Here is a 15,807-nt window from a genome sequence, read left to right on the forward strand (position 1 = left end):
CGCCCCGGCACCCGCCGCCGCGCCGGCCGCCGCGCCCGCCGCTGCCGGCGCCGTGGCCATGCCCTCGGCCGCCAAGCTGATGGCCGAAGGCGGCCTGTCGGCCAGCCAGGTCGCCGGCACCGGCCGCGATGGCCGCATCACCAAGGGCGACGTGCTGGGCGCCGCCGCCGCGCCGGCCGCCAAGGCCGCCCCGGCACCCGCCGCCGCCAAGCCCGCGCTGCAGCAAGTGGCCGCGCCGGTCGACTTCGCCGCCCTCGGCGACCGTCCGGAAGAGCGCGTGCCGATGAGCCGCCTGCGCGCGCGCATCGCCGAGCGCCTGCTGCAGTCGCAAGCCACCAACGCCATCCTCACCACCTTCAATGAAGTGAACATGAAGCCGGTGATGGACCTGCGCAACAAGTACAAGGACCGCTTCGAGAAGGAGCACGGCGTCAAGCTGGGCTTCATGTCGTTCTTCGTCAAGGCCGCGGTCCACGCGCTGAAGAAGTTCCCGCTGATCAACGCCTCGATCGACGGCAACGACATCGTCTACCACGGCTACTTCGACATCGGCATCGCGGTCGGTTCGCCGCGCGGCCTGGTGGTGCCGATCCTGCGCAACGCCGACCAGCTCAGCCTGGCCGACATCGAGAAGAAGATCGCCGAATTCGGCCAGAAGGCCAAGGACGGCAAGCTGTCGATCGAGGAAATGACCGGCGGCACGTTCTCGATCTCCAACGGCGGCGTGTTCGGCTCGATGCTGTCGACCCCGATCATCAACCCGCCGCAGTCGGCCATCCTGGGCGTGCACGCCACCAAGGACCGCCCGGTGGTGGAAGACGGCCAGATCGTGATCCGCCCGATGAACTACCTGGCGATGTCCTACGACCACCGCATCATCGACGGCCGCGAAGCCGTGCTGGGCCTGGTCGCGATGAAGGACGCGCTGGAAGATCCGGCACGCCTGCTGCTGGACCTGTAAGCCTTTGCTGCAACCGCAGTGACCGAAGCCGTGCCCGCCGCGTCCGCCATCCGCGTGGCGCGGGCGGGCAGGGCGGACCGAAGAGTTGATGGCGGCCCGGCGGGCGACGTTGCCCCGCCAGGGCCGCAAAAGGAAATCCATGAGCAAACAATTCGACGTACTGGTGATCGGCGCCGGCCCCGGCGGCTACATCGCCGCCATCCGCGCCGGCCAGCTCGGCCTGAACGTGGCCTGCTGCGAAGGCAATGCCTATGACGATCCCAAGGACGAAGTGCGCCTGGGCGGCACCTGCCTGAACGTGGGCTGCATCCCCTCCAAGGCGCTGCTGGCCTCCTCGGAAGAATTCGAGAACGTGCAGCACCACCTGGGCGACCACGGCATCACCGTGGGCGACGTCAAGGTCGACATCGCCAAGATGCTCAAGCGCAAGGACGACGTGGTCGGTAAGATGACCAAGGGCATCGAGTTCCTGTTCCGCAAGAACAAGGTCACGCTGCTCAAGGGCTACGGCAAGTTCACCGGCAAGACCGCCGAGGGCTTCCAGGTCGAGATCGCCGGCAAGGCCGGCACCGAGGTCGTGACCGCCAAGCAGGTCATCGTCGCCACCGGTTCCAAGGCGCGCCACCTGCCGGGCATCACCGTCGACAACAAGCTGGTCAGCGACAACGAAGGCGCGCTCAAGTTCGACAGCGTGCCGAAGAAGCTGGGCGTGATCGGCGCCGGCGTGATCGGCCTCGAGCTGGGCTCGGTGTGGCGCCGCCTGGGCGCGGACGTGACCGTGCTCGAAGCGCTGCCGTCGTTCCTGGGCGCCGCCGACGAAGGCGTGGCCAAGGAAGCGCAGAAGCTGCTGACCAAGCAGGGCCTGAAGTTCAGCCTCGGCGTGAAGGTCGACGCGGTCAAGACCGGCGCCGACGGCGTCACGGTCAGCTACACCGACAAGGACGGCGCCGCCCAGACCCTGGAAGTGGACCGCCTGATCGTGTCGGTTGGCCGCGTGCCCAACACCGACAATCTGGGCCTGGACGCCATCGGCCTGGCCACCGACCAGCGCGGCTTCATCGAGGTGGACGACCACTGCGCCACCAAGGTGCCGGGCCTGTGGGCCATTGGCGACGTGGTGCGCGGCCCGATGCTCGCGCACAAGGCGGAAGACGAAGGCGTGGCCGTGGCCGAGCGCATCGTCGGCCAGAAGCCGCACATCGACTACAACTGCATTCCGTGGGTGATCTACACCTTCCCGGAAATCGCCTGGGTGGGCAAGACCGAGCAGCAGCTCAAGGCCGAGGGCCGCGAGTACAAGTCCGGCCAGTTCCCGTTCCTGGCCAACGGCCGCGCGCTGGGCATGGGCCATCCGGAAGGCTTCGTCAAGATGCTGGCCGACGCCAAGACCGACGAGATCCTGGGCGTGCACGTGGTTGCCGCGAACGCCTCGGACCTGATCGCCGAAGCCGTGGTGGCGATGGAGTTCAAGGCCGCCAGCGAGGACATCGGCCGCACCTGCCATCCGCATCCGTCGATGTCGGAAGTCATGCGCGAAGCCGCCCTCGCCGTGGACAAGCGCCAGCTCAATATGTAAGGCGCATGCCTGCATATCGGCCAGTGTGTCGTTGAGTACCGGCGCGCCGCTCCAGCGGCGCGCCGTTTTCGCTTTCGGGGCGGCAGGGCGCGCAGGCGCCGTCGCCGCGGGTCCCGCTCCCTGATCCTCCGGTCTCCCGATCCCCGTTCCATTTCCAGCCCGGCCCGTCGCCATCCGTGCCGGCACCAGCGCAAGCAGTCAGCATGAACGTCCGTGAGTACTACGAGCAGGAACTGAAGCAACGCGGCTACACCTCGGACGAGGCGCAGTTGCGCGCCGTCGCGCGGCTGCAGCAGTGCTACGACGAGTGGGTCGCGTACAAGAGCCGCCGCAACAGCACGCTCAAGAAGCTGCTGGTCCACCCGGACGTGCCCAAGGGCGTGTACCTGTGGGGCGGGGTGGGGCGCGGCAAGTCCTTCCTGATGGACAGCTTCTATACCTGCGTGCCGGTGGTGCGCAAGACGCGCCTGCACTTCCACGAGTTCATGCGCGAGGTCCATCGCCAGCTCGAGGAACTGCGCGGCCGCCCGGACCCGCTCGACGAGCTCGCCAGGCGCATCGCGCGGCGCTTCCGCCTGATCTGCTTCGACGAGTTCCACGTCAACGACGTGGCCGACGCCATGATCCTGCACCGCCTGCTCCAGCAGCTGTTCGAGAACGGCGTGCAGTTCGTCATGACCTCCAACTACCGCCCGGACCTGCTCTACCCGGACGGCCTGCACCGCGACCGCGTGCTGCCGGCCATCGCGCTGCTGCAGCACAAGCTCGACGTGCTCAACGTCGACGCCGGCATCGACTACCGCAAGCGCGCGCTCGAGCAGGTGCAGGCCTACCACACGCCGCTGGGGCCCGAGGCCAGCGCCGCGCTGCGCCACGCCTTCACCAGCATCGCCGGCGTGCCCGACGAAGCGCCGATCCTCCACATCGAGCACCGCGAGCTGCGCGCGCTGCGCAAGGCCGGCGGGGCGGTGTGGTTCGACTTCGCCACGCTGTGCGGCGGGCCGCGCTCGCAGAACGACTACCTCGAGCTGGCCACGCAGTTCCACACCGTGGTGCTGTCCGACGTGCCGAAGATGACGCCGCGCATGTCGTCCGAGGCACGCCGCTTCACGTGGCTGATCGACGTCTTCTACGACCACAAGGTCAAGTTGCTGATCTCGGCCGAGGTGCCGGCCGACGAGCTCTACACCGAGGGTCAGATGTCCAACGAATTCCACCGCACCGTGTCGCGCATCATCGAGATGCAGTCGCGCGAATACCTGGAATCGCCGCGCCGCACCGTGGATACCTCGCTGACCTGAAGCGCCGATCTGAGCGCTGGCCTGAGCGCCGATCCGAGGCGCTGGCCACACCGGCGCGCCGCCGCGCGGCGCGCCTGATCCACCCGCTTGATCTGTATCAAGGCGGCTTGCCCGGGGGGCTCATACCATGCCAATGGTAAAAAAAGAGTCCCAATGCCCCCTTCCGCCGCCGCATCCCTGCCCGCTTCCATCGCGACCACGCCGCCGGCCAGCGCCGCCGCGCCGGCCGCTGGCGCGCGGGGCGGCTGCTTCCATTGCGGGCAGGCCTTCGTCGCCGGCGAGCCGGTGCTGCATGCCGTCATCGGCGGCGAGGACCAGGCCTTCTGCTGCGGCGGCTGCCAGGCGCTGGCGCAGACCCTCCATGCCGCCGGCTTCGGCCACCTGTACGGCGACCAGGCGCGCTTCGCGCGCCCCATCGACGATGCCGCCCGGCGCGAGGCCGAGCCGGTCTGGGCCGCCTACGACACCGAGGAATTGCGCACCCAGTTCGTGCGGCCGCTCGACGCCGCGCGCGCCGAGATCACGCTGGCTCCCGAGAACATCCGCTGTGCCGCCTGCGCCTGGCTGATCGAGCAGCACCTGGGCAGCCTGCCCGGCGTGGAATCCGTGATCGCCAACGTGGCCACGCGCCGCGTGGTGGTGCGCTGGCGCGCCGCCGAGCAGCCGGTGTCCGCGCTGCTGGCCGCGCTGGCCGGGATCGGCTACCTCGCGTGGCCGTTCGAGGTGTCGCGCTCGGACCGCCAGGACCGCCACGCGCGCCGCGGCTTGCTGATGCGCATGGCGGTGGCCATGCTCGGCATGATGCAGGTGATGATGTACGCATGGCCGATCTATACCCATGAAGCCACCATCGAGCCCGGCCAGCTGCAGCTGATGCGCTGGGCCAGCCTGGTGCTGACCCTGCCGGTGGTGCTGTACTCGGCCTCGCCGATCTTCGCCGGCGCGTGGCGCGGGCTGCGCCGGCGGCACCTCGGCATGGACGTGCCGGTGGCCATCGGCGTCGGCGCGGGCTTCCTCGCCAGCACCGTGGCCACGCTGCGCGGCAGCGGCGAGGTGTATTTCGATTCGGTCACGATGTTCGTGGCCTTCCTGCTGCTGGCGCGCTACCTGGAGCTGCGCGTGCGCCAGGCTTCGCGCAGCGGCGCCGAGATGCTGGCGCGCCAGCTGCCGTCCACCTGCGAGCGCCTGCGGGACGAGGGTGGCACGGGCGAGCGCGTGCCGGTGGCGCGCCTGCGCGCGGGCGACCTGATCCGGGTCAAGGCCGGCGAGGTGGTGCCCGCCGACGCCACCGTGGTGGCCGGCGCCAGCGAGCTCGACGAATCGATGCTGACCGGCGAGAGCCGCCCGGTGGCGCGCGCCGCCGGCGACACGGTGCTGGCCGGCTGCTTCAACACCGCCAGCCCGCTCGAGCTGCGCGTGGTCAAGGTGGGCGCGGCGACGCGGCTGGCCGAGATCGTCGCCGTGCTGGACCGCGCGCTGGCCGAGAAGCCGCGCCTGGCCGCGCTGGCCGACCGCGTGGCGGGCTGGTTCGTGGCCGTGCTGCTGGTGCTGGCCGCGCTGGCCGGCGTGGTCTGGTGGGCGTGGATCGATCCCGCGCGCGCGCTGCTGGTGACGGTGGCGGTGCTGGTGGTGAGCTGCCCGTGCGCGCTCTCGCTGGCCACGCCGGCGGCGCTGGCCGCGGCGGGCGCGGCGCTGTCGCGGCGCGGCGTGCTGCTCACGCGCGGCCATGCGCTCGAAGCGCTGGCCGGCGTCACCGACGTCATGCTCGACAAGACCGGCACGCTGACCGAAGGCCGCTTCGCGCTGGTCCAGACCCATGCGTTCGGCGCGGCCGACGTGGCCGCCAGCCTGGGCCTGGCCGCCGCCATCGAGCGCTCCGGCGAGCACCCGCTCGCGCGCGGCATCGTCGAGGCGGCGCAGGCGCGGGGACTGGTCGGCGACGCGCACACGGTCGGCGCGGTGCGCAATGTGCCGGGGCAGGGGCTGGAGGCCGAAGTGGATGGCCGGCGCCTGCGGCTGGGGCGGCGCGAGTTCGTGGCCGCGCTGGCGGGCAGCCGCGGCAGCGGCACCGACCACGCGGACGCCATCGCCGCCACGCTGGCCGCCAGCGACCGCCGCGGCGCGACCCTGGTCTGGCTCGGCGACGCCGGCGGCATGCTGGCCGTGTTCGCGCTGGCCGATACCGCGCGCGCGCAGGCGGCCACGCTGCTGGCGCAGTTGCGCCGGCTCGGCGTGACCACGCACCTGGTGTCCGGCGACACGCCGGCGGCGGTGAACTGGTGGGCCGACCATCTCGGCATCGCGCGCCGCGAGGGCGGCGTCACGCCCGAGGGCAAGCGCGAATACGTGGCGAGCCTGCAGCGTGCCGGCGCGGTGGTGCTGGCTGTCGGCGACGGCATCAACGACGCGCCGGTGCTGGCGCAGGCGCAGGTCTCCATCGCCATCGGCAGCGGCGCGCCGCTGGCCCAGGCCGGCGCCGACGCCGTGCTCGCCCACGGGCGCATCGCCGAGATCGCGCAGGCGCTGCGCACCGCGCGCCGCACGCGCCGCGTGGTGCGGCAGAACCTCGTCTGGGCCTTCGCCTACAACGTCATCGCCATCCCGCTGGCGGCCACCGGCCACGTCACCGCCTGGATGGCGGGCATCGGCATGTCGGTGTCGTCGCTGCTGGTGGTGGCCAACGCCTGGCGCCTGCTGCGCGCGGGCAAGACCGGAACCGGAGACTGACGCATGGACATGCTTTACCTGCTGGTGCCGATGAGCCTGGTGCTGGTGGCGGTGATCGCCGGCGCGCTCTGGTGGGCACTGCACGCCGGCCAGTACGACGATCTCGACCGTCCCGCCGAGGCCATCCTGCTGGACAACGACAAGCCCTGAACCGCGCTCCGGCGCGGTCGTGCAGCGGGCGCCGCGGGGCGAGTTCCCCGGCTTTCCGATGCGCTTGATACAGATCAACGCACCCAGGGCCGCGTTTTTCTACAGTCACATCATCAAATTTGTTTTTACAATCTGGGGGTCTGAATGGATGTCACCGCCGCGCATTCTCGCGCCGACACCTTCAATTACGGCGTCGTGCGGCAATTTGCCGTCATGACTGTCGTATGGGGGATCGTGGGCATGGCCGTCGGCGTGCTGCTCGCAGCACAGCTGATCTGGCCTGAGCTCAACTTCAACACGCCGTGGCTGTCGTTCGGGCGCCTGCGCCCGCTGCACACTAACGCGGTGATCTTCGCCTTCGGCGGCAGCGCGCTGTTCGCCACCTCCTACTACGTGGTGCAGCGCACCTGCCAGGCGCGCCTGTTCTGCGGCCCGCTCGCGGCCTTCACGTTCTGGGGCTGGCAACTGGTGATCGTGGCCGCGGCCATCACGCTGCCGATGGGCATCACCAGCTCGAAGGAATACGCCGAACTCGAATGGCCGATCGACATCCTCATCACGCTGGTGTGGGTGGCCTACGCGATCGTGTTCTTCGGCACCATCGTCAAGCGCAAGACCCGCCATATCTACGTGGCCAACTGGTTCTTCGGCGCCTACATCCTGACCATCGCCATCCTCCACATCGTCAACAACATCGAGATGCCGGTGTCGATGTGGAAGTCCTACTCGGCCTACGCCGGCGTGCAGGACGCGATGGTGCAGTGGTGGTACGGCCACAACGCGGTGGGCTTCTTCCTGACCACCAGCTTCCTCGGGATGATGTACTACTTCATTCCCAAGCAGGCCGGCCGCCCGATCTACTCGTACCGCCTGTCGATCGTCCACTTCTGGGCGCTCAACTTCACGTACATGTGGGCCGGTCCCCACCACCTGCAATACACCTCGCTGCCGGACTGGGCGCAGTCGCTGGGCATGGTGTTCTCGCTGATCCTGCTGGCGCCGTCGTGGGGTGGCATGATCAACGGCATCATGACCCTGTCGGGCGCCTGGCACAAGCTGCGCACCGACCCGATCCTCAAGTTCCTGGTGGTGGCGCTGTCGTTCTACGGCATGGCGACCTTCGAGGGCTCGATGATGTCGATCAAGACCGTCAACGCGCTGTCGCACTACACGGACTGGACCATCGGCCATGTGCACTCCGGCGCGCTGGGCTGGGTCGCGATGATCTCGATCGGCTCGCTCTACTACCTGATCCCGCGGCTGTTCGGCGAGAAGGAGATGTACAGCGTGCGCCTGATCGAGCTGCACTTCTGGATCGCCACCATCGGCGTGGTGCTGTACATCGCCTCGATGTGGATCGCCGGCGTGATGGAAGGCCTGATGTGGCGCGCCACGCAGCCTGACGGCACGCTCACCTACGCCTTCGTGGAAGCGGTCAAGGCCAAGTATCCGTTCTACCTGATCCGTCTGCTCGGTGGCCTGTGCTTCCTCTCCGGCATGCTGCTGATGGCCTACAACGTGGCCAAGACCATCATCGGCAAGCCTGCCGTGGACGCGCCGATCCCGGCGACGACCGCTGCCGCCTCCGCCCACTGATTACGCCAGGACAGAAACGATGTCGCAGAAACAAAGCTTCTTTTCGCACGAGACCCTGGAGAAGAACATCGGCTGGCTGATCATCTGCACCATCCTGGTGGTCAGCATCGCCGGGCTGGTCCAGATCGTGCCGCTGTTCTTCCAGCACTCCACCACCGAGCCGGATCCGGGCATCAAGCCGTATTCGCCGCTGCGCCTGATGGGCCGCGATATCTACATCCGCGAAGGCTGCGTGGGCTGCCACTCGCAGCAGGTGCGCACGCTGCAGGCGGAGACCGAGCGCTACGGCCACTACTCGACCGCGGGCGAGTCGGTCTACGACCACCCGTTCCTGTGGGGCTCCAAGCGTACCGGTCCCGACCTGGCGCGCGTGGGCGGACGCTACTCCGAGGACTGGCAGCGCATCCACCTGCGCAACCCGCGCGACGTGGTGCCCGAATCGGTGATGCCGTCGTATCCGTGGCTCGAGAAGGCCGCGCTGAAGACCAGCGACATCGGCGACCGCATGCGCGCGCTCCGGCGCCTGGGCGTGCCCTACACCGATGCCGAGATCGCGCAGGCGCCCGCCACGCTCGAAGGCAAGACCGAGGAAGACGCGCTGGTGGCCTACCTGCAGGAACTCGGCATCAGCAAGCGCAACGTCCGCGTCGATACGGCGGCGGCCGCTCCCGCGGCGCCGGCCGCGCCGGCCAAGGAGTAAATCATGGCGATCATCACTGCATGCGCCACCGTGATCTCGATGGCCGCGTTCCTCGCGATCTGCTGGTGGGCCTGGTCGGCCGGACGCCAGCCCGCCAATGCGGAGTCGGCCATGCTGCCGTTCGCCCTGCCCGACGAGCCGCTGGCTGCCCGCCATGAGCGCAGCCCCGCCGGCGCCAACAACACCAAGCAGGAACACTGAGTCATGAGCGACTTCTTCACGGATTTCTGGAGCTACTACATTGCCGCCATCGCGCTGGTCGGCATCGTCTGGTGCGTGTGGCTGCTGTTCTCGCAGCGCCGCGTGGCCAAGGTCGCGGACGCCACGCAGGACACCGGCCACGTCTGGGACGGCGACCTGCGCGAACTGAACAACCCGCTGCCGCGCTGGTGGATGTGGATGTTCCTGCTGGCGTGCATCTTCGGCCTGATCTACCTGGTGCTGTACCCGGGCCTCGGCTCGTACGCCGGCGTGCTCAAGTTCTCCACGCAGGGCGAACTGGCCGCGCACCGCAAGGCCGCCGAGCAGGTCCAGAACGAGATCTACGCCAAGTACATGAAGATGGACGTCACCCAGGTGGCGGCGGACCCGCAGGCGCGCGAGATCGGCCAGCGGCTGTTCCTCAACTACTGCGCGCAGTGCCACGGCTCGGACGCGCGCGGCAGCCGCGGCTTTCCCAACCTGACCGACAACGACTGGCTGTACGGCGGCGACCCCGCCACCATCACCCAGACCATCACCAAGGGCCGCAACGGCGTGATGCCGCCGCTGGGCGCCGCCATCGACGCCAAGCTGTCCGGCGACGTGGCGCAGTACGTGCGCTCGCTGTCGGGCCTGGCGTCCGACCCGATCCGCGCCTCGCGCGGCGAGAGCACCTTCAAGTCGACCTGCGCGGCCTGCCACGGCGCCACCGGCAAGGGCAACCAGGCGCTGGGCGCGCCCAACCTGTCGGACAACGTGTGGCTGTACGGCAGCTCGGAGGCGAACATCGTCGACGCCATCCAGAAGGGCCACAACAACCACATGCCCGCGCACGAGGAAATCCTGACGCCCGAGCGCATCCGCATGCTGACCGCCTATGTCTGGGGCCTGTCCAACACCAGTGGGGCAGGTACCGGGAGCGGGCAATGAGTCTGGACGTAGTATGCCTGCGCGGTATCCGCGCAGGCGGAGATGAGAATCCATGAATGCCCCCGAACCGGAGCCGCTTGCCAGGTCCCGTACCTTGCCCGCGGCTCAGCGGGAGCCCGCATCCGCCACGGCGGATGCGCAGAGCTCCGACGAAACCCTGTACGAAGTCCGCCGCAAGATCTATCCGCGCTCGGTGACCGGCGCGTTTTCGCGCTGGCGGGTGTGGGTCGTGGTGCTGACCCAGTTGTTCTTCTACGGCATGCCCTGGCTGCAGTGGAATGGCCGCCAGGCCATGCTGTTCGATCTCGGCGCGCGCAAGTTCTACATCTTCGGCCTGGTGCTGTGGCCGCAGGACGTGATCTACCTCGCCGTGCTGCTGGTGATCTCGGCGCTGTCGCTGTTCCTGTTCACCGCCATCGCCGGGCGGCTGTTCTGCGGTTATGCGTGTCCACAGACGGTCTATACCGAGATATTCATGTGGATCGAGCGGCATGTCGAAGGCGACCGCTTCGCCCGCATCCGCCTCGATGGCGATCCCTGGAGCGCGCGCAAGCTGCGCCTCAAGGCCACCAAGCATTCGCTGTGGATCCTGATCGCGCTGTGGACCGGCTTCACCTTCGTCGGCTACTTCTCGCCGATCCGCGCGCTCGGCGGCCAGGTGCTGAGCCTGTCGCTGGGCCCGTGGCAGACCTTCTGGATGCTGTTCTATGCGTTCGCCACCTGGGGCAACGCGGGCTTCATGCGCGAGCAGGTGTGCAAGTACATGTGCCCGTATGCGCGCTTCCAGAGCGTGATGGTGGACCGCGACACCTATGTGGTGACGTATGACGTGGGCCGCGGCGAGCCGCGCGGCAGCCGCTCGCGCAAGGCCGACTACAAGGCCTCGGGGCTGGGCGAATGCGTCAACTGCAGCATCTGCGTGCAGGTGTGCCCGACCGGCATCGATATACGCGACGGGCTGCAGTACGATTGCATCGGCTGCGGCGCCTGCATCGACGCCTGCAACCAGGTCATGGACAAGATGGCGTATCCGCGCGGGCTGATCCGCTACACCTCGGAAAACGCCATGCGCCGCGCGCTCTCGGAAGCCGTGGCGCGCAAGCGCCTGGTGCGTCCGCGCACGGTGGTGTACTCGGTGATCTGGCTGGCGCTGGTGGGCGGCTTCATGGCCTCGCTGGCCATGCGCACGCCGCTCAAGGTCGACATCATCCGCGACCGCGGCGCGCTCGGCCGCGAAGTGGAAGGCCGCTGGATCGAGAACGTGTACCGCCTGCAGCTGATCAACACCACCGAGGCGCCGATGCGCGTGGCGATCAGCGCGGACAGCGACGAGCTCAAGGGCCTGACGGTGGAATACGACCATAGCGCCGGCGACCTCGATCCGACGTCGAACCGCCTGATCCCGGTGCGCGTGCGCGTGCCGATCGACGCCGCGGGGCAGGGCACCCACAAGATCCACGTGACCGTGACCGCCGCCGGCGACGAAGCCGCGGGCGCGCGCGGCGCGGAGATCAGCCAGAGCACGAGCTTCATCGTGCCGCGCAATCTGTGATGCGGGCAGCCGTGACGGATGCCCGCATCGGACAGACAACCAAAGGAGGCCAGATGACGCAGCAAAGCAATCCCTGGTGGAAAGAGCCCTGGCCGTGGCTGCTGATGAGCGGCCCGCTGGTGGCGATGGTGGCCTGCGGGTTCACCATCTGGCTGGCGATGTCGCACCCCGACCGGCCGATCGAGGAAGGCGTGGCGCGGCACGGGCTGGTGGTCGAGAAGACCGCCGCCGCCGCGCACCCCGCGGCGCCGGCCACGGCGCAGGCGAGGTGACCATGAGGCTGCGCTGGCTGATGTGGGTGTTGTGGCCCGGCTTCCTGGTGGGCGGGCTGGCGACTGCGCTGGTGTTCTCGATGGTCGACCCGGGCGAGCTGCGTTTCTTCGGGCAGCAGGTGGAGGCCTCGCGCGAGGCGGTCTACACGGTGGGGTTCCTGTTCGCGTGGGTGCTCTGCTCGCTGTCGAGCGGGCTCACGCTGTACACCATGCCGACGCGGCTGGCCGACACGGACGAGCTGGAATAGACGTGGAACGGGCGCGGAGCGTGCGGGATGGGCGCAACGGACGCGATGAGCGCGGCAGGCGCGATGAGCGCAACAAGCGCAACAAGCGCGGAACGGACAGGGAATAGGCCAGATGAGCGGCGCGAACCGGCGCGCCCGCGCCGCCCGGCGGACGCCTCGTCCGGAGGACGCCGGAGCCGGCGGCCCGGCAGGGCGGTCAGCAGGACTTGTTGACGATCTGCTTGATGCCGGGCATGTCGACCAGCTTGACGTGGCGCTGGCGGATCTGGATCAGGCCGGCCTCGGCGAAGCGCGAGAACAGCCGGCTGACCGTCTCGAGCTTGAGCCCGAGATAGCTGCCGATCTCCTCGCGGCTCATGCGCAGCACGAACTCGGAGGACGAGTAGCCGCGCGCGGACAGCCGCTCCGACAAATTCATCAGGAAGGCCGCCAGGCGCTCTTCCGCGCGCATCGAGCCGAGCGTGATCAGCATGACCTGGTCCTGCGAGATCTCGCGGCTCATCAGGCGCATGAACTGGTGCTGCAGCGAGGGCAGGGCGCCGGAGAGCGATTCGAGATCGCCGAACCGGACCACGCAGACTTCGGTATCCTCGAGCGCGGTGGCATCGGATGCGTGCTGCATCTCGCCCAGGCCGTCGAGCCCGACGACTTCGCCGGGCAGGTGGAAACCGGTGATCTGCGAGCGGCCATCCTCCATCGTCAGGTGCGTCTTGAGCGTGCCGAAGCGGATCGCGAAGACAGCGGTGAGCGGATCGCCAAGGCGGTACAGGGTTTCGCCCTTGCGTACCCGCACCCGTTCCTGCACCAGGGTGTCCATTTTGTCGAGGTCGTGCTGCGTCATGCCGACCGGCAGGCAAAGCTGGCCGAGCGAGCACGTGGAGCAGCGGGGCGACATCTCGGAGATAGGAATGGTGGTGAGCAATTGGGGCCTGTCCGGTTTAACGCAGTCAACCCAGCGCGGCGAAGCAGGCGCATGGCGTCGAGAGCTTGACGTCGATGACGTCGGTTACAGACACTGGCGACGTCAAGTCCGGCGCGCGGGCCTGGCGCATCCGCACCCTCTGCGGGGTGCTGTGCGGCGGCTCGCCGTCATGCCTGCAACACGCGCGCAGGCGCTGGCGCTGGACTGGAAGTCGACAGCGCCTCTGGGATCTGCGGGGGCGCGTCGACCGCATTTTACCGCGCCAAACGGCCGGACAGGGAGTGGATGTTGACCATAGGCGTGCTTTTCAGCGTATTTACCCTGGCTCTGCTGGGTGGCGTGCACTGCGCGGCGATGTGCGGCGGGATCGCGCTGGCGGCCGAGCAGGGCGGCGTGGCCCGGGTGCCGGCCACCATCCTGCGCCGGCCCGGGCACTGGCTGCTCGAACTGCTGGTCATGCATGCCGGGCGCCTCAGCATGTACGCGCTGCTCGGCGCGCTGCTCGGCGCGCTGGGCGCCGGTGTCTGGAAGGCCCAGTACCTGCCGCTGCAGCGCTGGCTGTTCGGCGCCGGCAGCGCGATGCTGGTGGTGTCGGGGCTGTGGATGCTGCGCGGCCGCATGCTCGGCACGGCCTGGCTGGAGCGGCTGGCGGCGCGCGGCGCGGGCGGCCTGCTGCGCGGCCTGGGCGCGGCCGGGCGGCTGTCCGGCATGGCGCTGCCGCAGGCGCGGCTGGCGCGGCGCTACGGCATGGGCCTGGCATGGGGGCTGGTGCCGTGCGGCATGGTGTACGGCGCGCTGGCGCTGTCGCTGCTGGCCGGCAACGCCGCCTCGGGCGCGCTGGTGATGGCCGTGTTCGGGCTCGGCACGCTGCCCAACCTGCTGGTGATTTCGGGCCTGTCGGGTTATCTGCGGCAACTGACGCGCCGCCCGGCGGTGCGCGCCGTGGCCGGTTTCGCCGTGATCGGCTTCGGCGTGGCGGGTGTGGCGCGCGCGTTGCTTTTGCCGGAATCGCTGGCGGCGCACGGCTTCTGCCTGGTGTTCTGACGGGCCGTCCCGTGGCGTGCCGCGCACCCGGGCCGGCGGCCGCGCAAGGGAAGCGGTTGCAGGTTTGGCTGGGAATGCCATACAATCGCAAGAACAGCGATATCGCGCAGCGTATTTCACCGTGGCATCGCCGGTTAGCATTCGCTCTCAGGGATGCATGCCAGGAACTCCCCAGGCAAGTACGACCGCCAGGGACCGTTCCCCACCCGCCGTCCGGTTTAAAAGATTCGGTTCAAAAGACCAGCCTCGGCAGGGCGGGGTGAATCAGGCCAAGCAGCGTAGGCCAAGCAGGGCCGATATCCGTTTTTTCTTGCACCCGGTGCGACCTGCGTCGCGCCGGACAGGTCCGCCACATCAGGGGGAAAGGCGCGACGCAAGGGCTCCGTCGACCGGCAGGCAACGCCGGTGGCCGGACGATCTCCTGCCGGTCCAGTCCGGCATCCGATGCAAGACAGGAAAGCGCACGGCCGACATGCAAGCGAGCATGCGGCTGGCTGCGCGGACAGATGGCGGTGGCAATCCCCACCGCTGAACCCGCAATCTCCAGTGCGTCCGGGCCAGTCCGGGGCGCAGGTGCAAAGACAGGCTGCACGCAATCAACATGAATACCCAAGAGGCGAAGATCGTCCTCGAGACCGCGCTGATCTGTGCGCAGGAACCCTTGCGCGTCCATGACATGCGGCGGCTGTTTGCCGACGACGTCGGTGCCGATACCATCCGCGTCCTGCTCGAGGAGCTGCGCCGCGACTGGGATCAGCGCGGCGTGGAGCTGGTGGCGCTGGCCAGCGGCTGGCGCTTCCAGAGCCGCCCCGCGATGCGCGAGTATCTCGACCGGCTCAACCCCGAGAAGCCGCCCAAGTACTCGCGCGCGGTGATGGAAACGCTGGCGATCATTGCCTACCGTCAGCCGGTGACGCGGGGCGACATCGAGGAAATCCGCGGTGTCACGGTGAGCACCGAAGTGGTGAAGAAGCTCGAGGACCGCGGCTGGATCGAGGTCATCGGCCACCGCGACGTGCCCGGGCGCCCGGCGCTGTACGCCACCACCAAGGCCTTCCTGGACGACCTCGGCCTGCGCACGCTGGATGAGCTGCCGCCGCTGGAAGACATCCAGGCGCAGTCGCAGGAAGCGCTGCTGAACCAGGCCCCGATCGATTTCGAGGCGCTCGGCGCGCTGCCCGACGGCAGCGACGAGGAAGCCTTCGCGCAGGCGGACGCCGCCGGCGAAGAGGCGCAAGCCGAAGCGCCCGTGGCTGAACAGGCGGAGGCGGCCCCCGAGGCCGTGCAGGATGCCCTGCCGGCCGATGAGGAACCCGGTGTCTCCGAGCCCAGCGTCTCCGAACCCGAATTCCCGGCCGTGTCCGGGGCGGAAACGGAAGCGGAGGCGGTCGGCGCGGCGCAGCCGGCCCCGCAAGCAGAACCAGAACCCGCTGCCGAGGCGGAGCCCGCCGCGAGCGGCGGCGAGGCGGAAGAAGAAACGGAAGCGCGAGCCCCGGCCAACGGTTACCACGTGCAAGTGGCCTCCGGCGAGCAGGAGCCCGAAGCCCCGGATGCGCCGGGCACGAACCCGGCGGATCCGGCGCACCCCAGCGAGCACGATGAGCACGACGAGCGCGTGTCCAACTGA

Annotated in this window: 15 protein-coding genes; 14 read left to right on the plus strand and 1 reads right to left on the minus strand. The window is 69.0% G+C overall.

What is annotated here, in order from left to right:
- The 12 genes from odhB to AC3WXD_RS32480 all read left to right on the plus strand — a co-directional run.
- Positions 1-961: 2-oxoglutarate dehydrogenase complex dihydrolipoyllysine-residue succinyltransferase (gene odhB, locus AC3WXD_RS32425; protein WP_492325475.1), on the plus strand; the 961-nt coding region annotated here is incomplete at its 5' end.
- A gap of 139 nt (positions 962-1,100) precedes the next feature.
- A complete protein-coding gene (gene lpdA, locus AC3WXD_RS32430) occupies positions 1,101-2,537 on the plus strand; it encodes a dihydrolipoyl dehydrogenase (protein ID WP_059413373.1) in 1,437 nt (478 codons plus the stop codon).
- Between the two features lie 203 nt (positions 2,538-2,740).
- Complete coding sequence (gene zapE / locus AC3WXD_RS32435; protein ID WP_492325476.1) at positions 2,741-3,838, plus strand: cell division protein ZapE; 1,098 nt, start codon at positions 2,741-2,743, stop codon at positions 3,836-3,838.
- A gap of 153 nt (positions 3,839-3,991) precedes the next feature.
- The gene (locus tag AC3WXD_RS32440; RefSeq protein ID WP_492325477.1) at positions 3,992-6,565 is read left to right on the plus strand and encodes a heavy metal translocating P-type ATPase; all 2,574 of its coding nucleotides are present in this window, start codon (positions 3,992-3,994) and stop codon (positions 6,563-6,565) included.
- A 3-nt stretch (positions 6,566-6,568) separates the two neighbouring features.
- The gene (gene ccoS, locus AC3WXD_RS32445; RefSeq protein WP_020206636.1) at positions 6,569-6,715 is read left to right on the plus strand and encodes a cbb3-type cytochrome oxidase assembly protein CcoS; all 147 of its coding nucleotides are present in this window, start codon (positions 6,569-6,571) and stop codon (positions 6,713-6,715) included.
- A 144-nt stretch (positions 6,716-6,859) separates the two neighbouring features.
- Positions 6,860-8,311 carry a cytochrome-c oxidase, cbb3-type subunit I gene (ccoN, locus tag AC3WXD_RS32450; protein WP_020206635.1) on the plus strand — a complete coding sequence of 484 codons (1,452 nt, stop codon included), beginning with the start codon at positions 6,860-6,862 and terminating at the stop codon, positions 8,309-8,311.
- A gap of 19 nt (positions 8,312-8,330) precedes the next feature.
- Positions 8,331-9,011, plus strand: a complete 681-nt coding sequence (gene ccoO, locus AC3WXD_RS32455) for a cytochrome-c oxidase, cbb3-type subunit II (protein ID WP_020206634.1) — start codon at positions 8,331-8,333, stop codon at positions 9,009-9,011.
- 3 nt (positions 9,012-9,014) lie between these two features.
- The gene (locus AC3WXD_RS32460; RefSeq protein ID WP_020206633.1) at positions 9,015-9,212 is read left to right on the plus strand and encodes a cbb3-type cytochrome oxidase subunit 3; all 198 of its coding nucleotides are present in this window, start codon (positions 9,015-9,017) and stop codon (positions 9,210-9,212) included.
- A 3-nt stretch (positions 9,213-9,215) separates the two neighbouring features.
- Positions 9,216-10,142 carry a cytochrome-c oxidase, cbb3-type subunit III gene (gene ccoP / locus AC3WXD_RS32465; protein WP_020206632.1) on the plus strand — a complete coding sequence of 309 codons (927 nt, stop codon included), beginning with the start codon at positions 9,216-9,218 and terminating at the stop codon, positions 10,140-10,142.
- A gap of 52 nt (positions 10,143-10,194) precedes the next feature.
- On the plus strand, positions 10,195-11,694 hold the full coding sequence (gene ccoG / locus AC3WXD_RS32470; RefSeq protein WP_029044379.1) for a cytochrome c oxidase accessory protein CcoG: 1,500 nt from the start codon (positions 10,195-10,197) through the stop codon (positions 11,692-11,694).
- Between the two features lie 53 nt (positions 11,695-11,747).
- Positions 11,748-11,966 (plus strand): FixH family protein, encoded by a 219-nt coding sequence (locus AC3WXD_RS32475; RefSeq protein WP_059413377.1) that lies wholly within the window; start codon positions 11,748-11,750, stop codon positions 11,964-11,966.
- Positions 11,967-11,968: 2 nt separating this feature from the next.
- Positions 11,969-12,214 (plus strand): hypothetical protein, encoded by a 246-nt coding sequence (locus AC3WXD_RS32480; RefSeq protein ID WP_020206629.1) that lies wholly within the window; start codon positions 11,969-11,971, stop codon positions 12,212-12,214.
- 196 nt (positions 12,215-12,410) lie between these two features.
- On the opposite strand, the gene fnr is transcribed toward AC3WXD_RS32480, so the two are convergent.
- A complete protein-coding gene (fnr, locus tag AC3WXD_RS32485; RefSeq protein WP_020424013.1) occupies positions 12,411-13,136 on the minus strand; it encodes a fumarate/nitrate reduction transcriptional regulator Fnr in 726 nt (241 codons plus the stop codon).
- Positions 13,137-13,424: 288 nt separating this feature from the next.
- Here fnr and AC3WXD_RS32490 point away from each other — a divergent pair, with 288 nt between their 5' ends.
- Together AC3WXD_RS32490 and scpB are read left to right on the plus strand one after the other, a co-directional pair.
- Complete coding sequence (locus tag AC3WXD_RS32490) at positions 13,425-14,180, plus strand: sulfite exporter TauE/SafE family protein (protein ID WP_059413424.1); 756 nt, start codon at positions 13,425-13,427, stop codon at positions 14,178-14,180.
- A gap of 601 nt (positions 14,181-14,781) precedes the next feature.
- The gene (scpB, locus tag AC3WXD_RS32495; protein ID WP_492325478.1) at positions 14,782-15,807 is read left to right on the plus strand and encodes an SMC-Scp complex subunit ScpB; all 1,026 of its coding nucleotides are present in this window, start codon (positions 14,782-14,784) and stop codon (positions 15,805-15,807) included.

The organism is Cupriavidus sp. FW216-B1, from assembly GCF_058789195.1.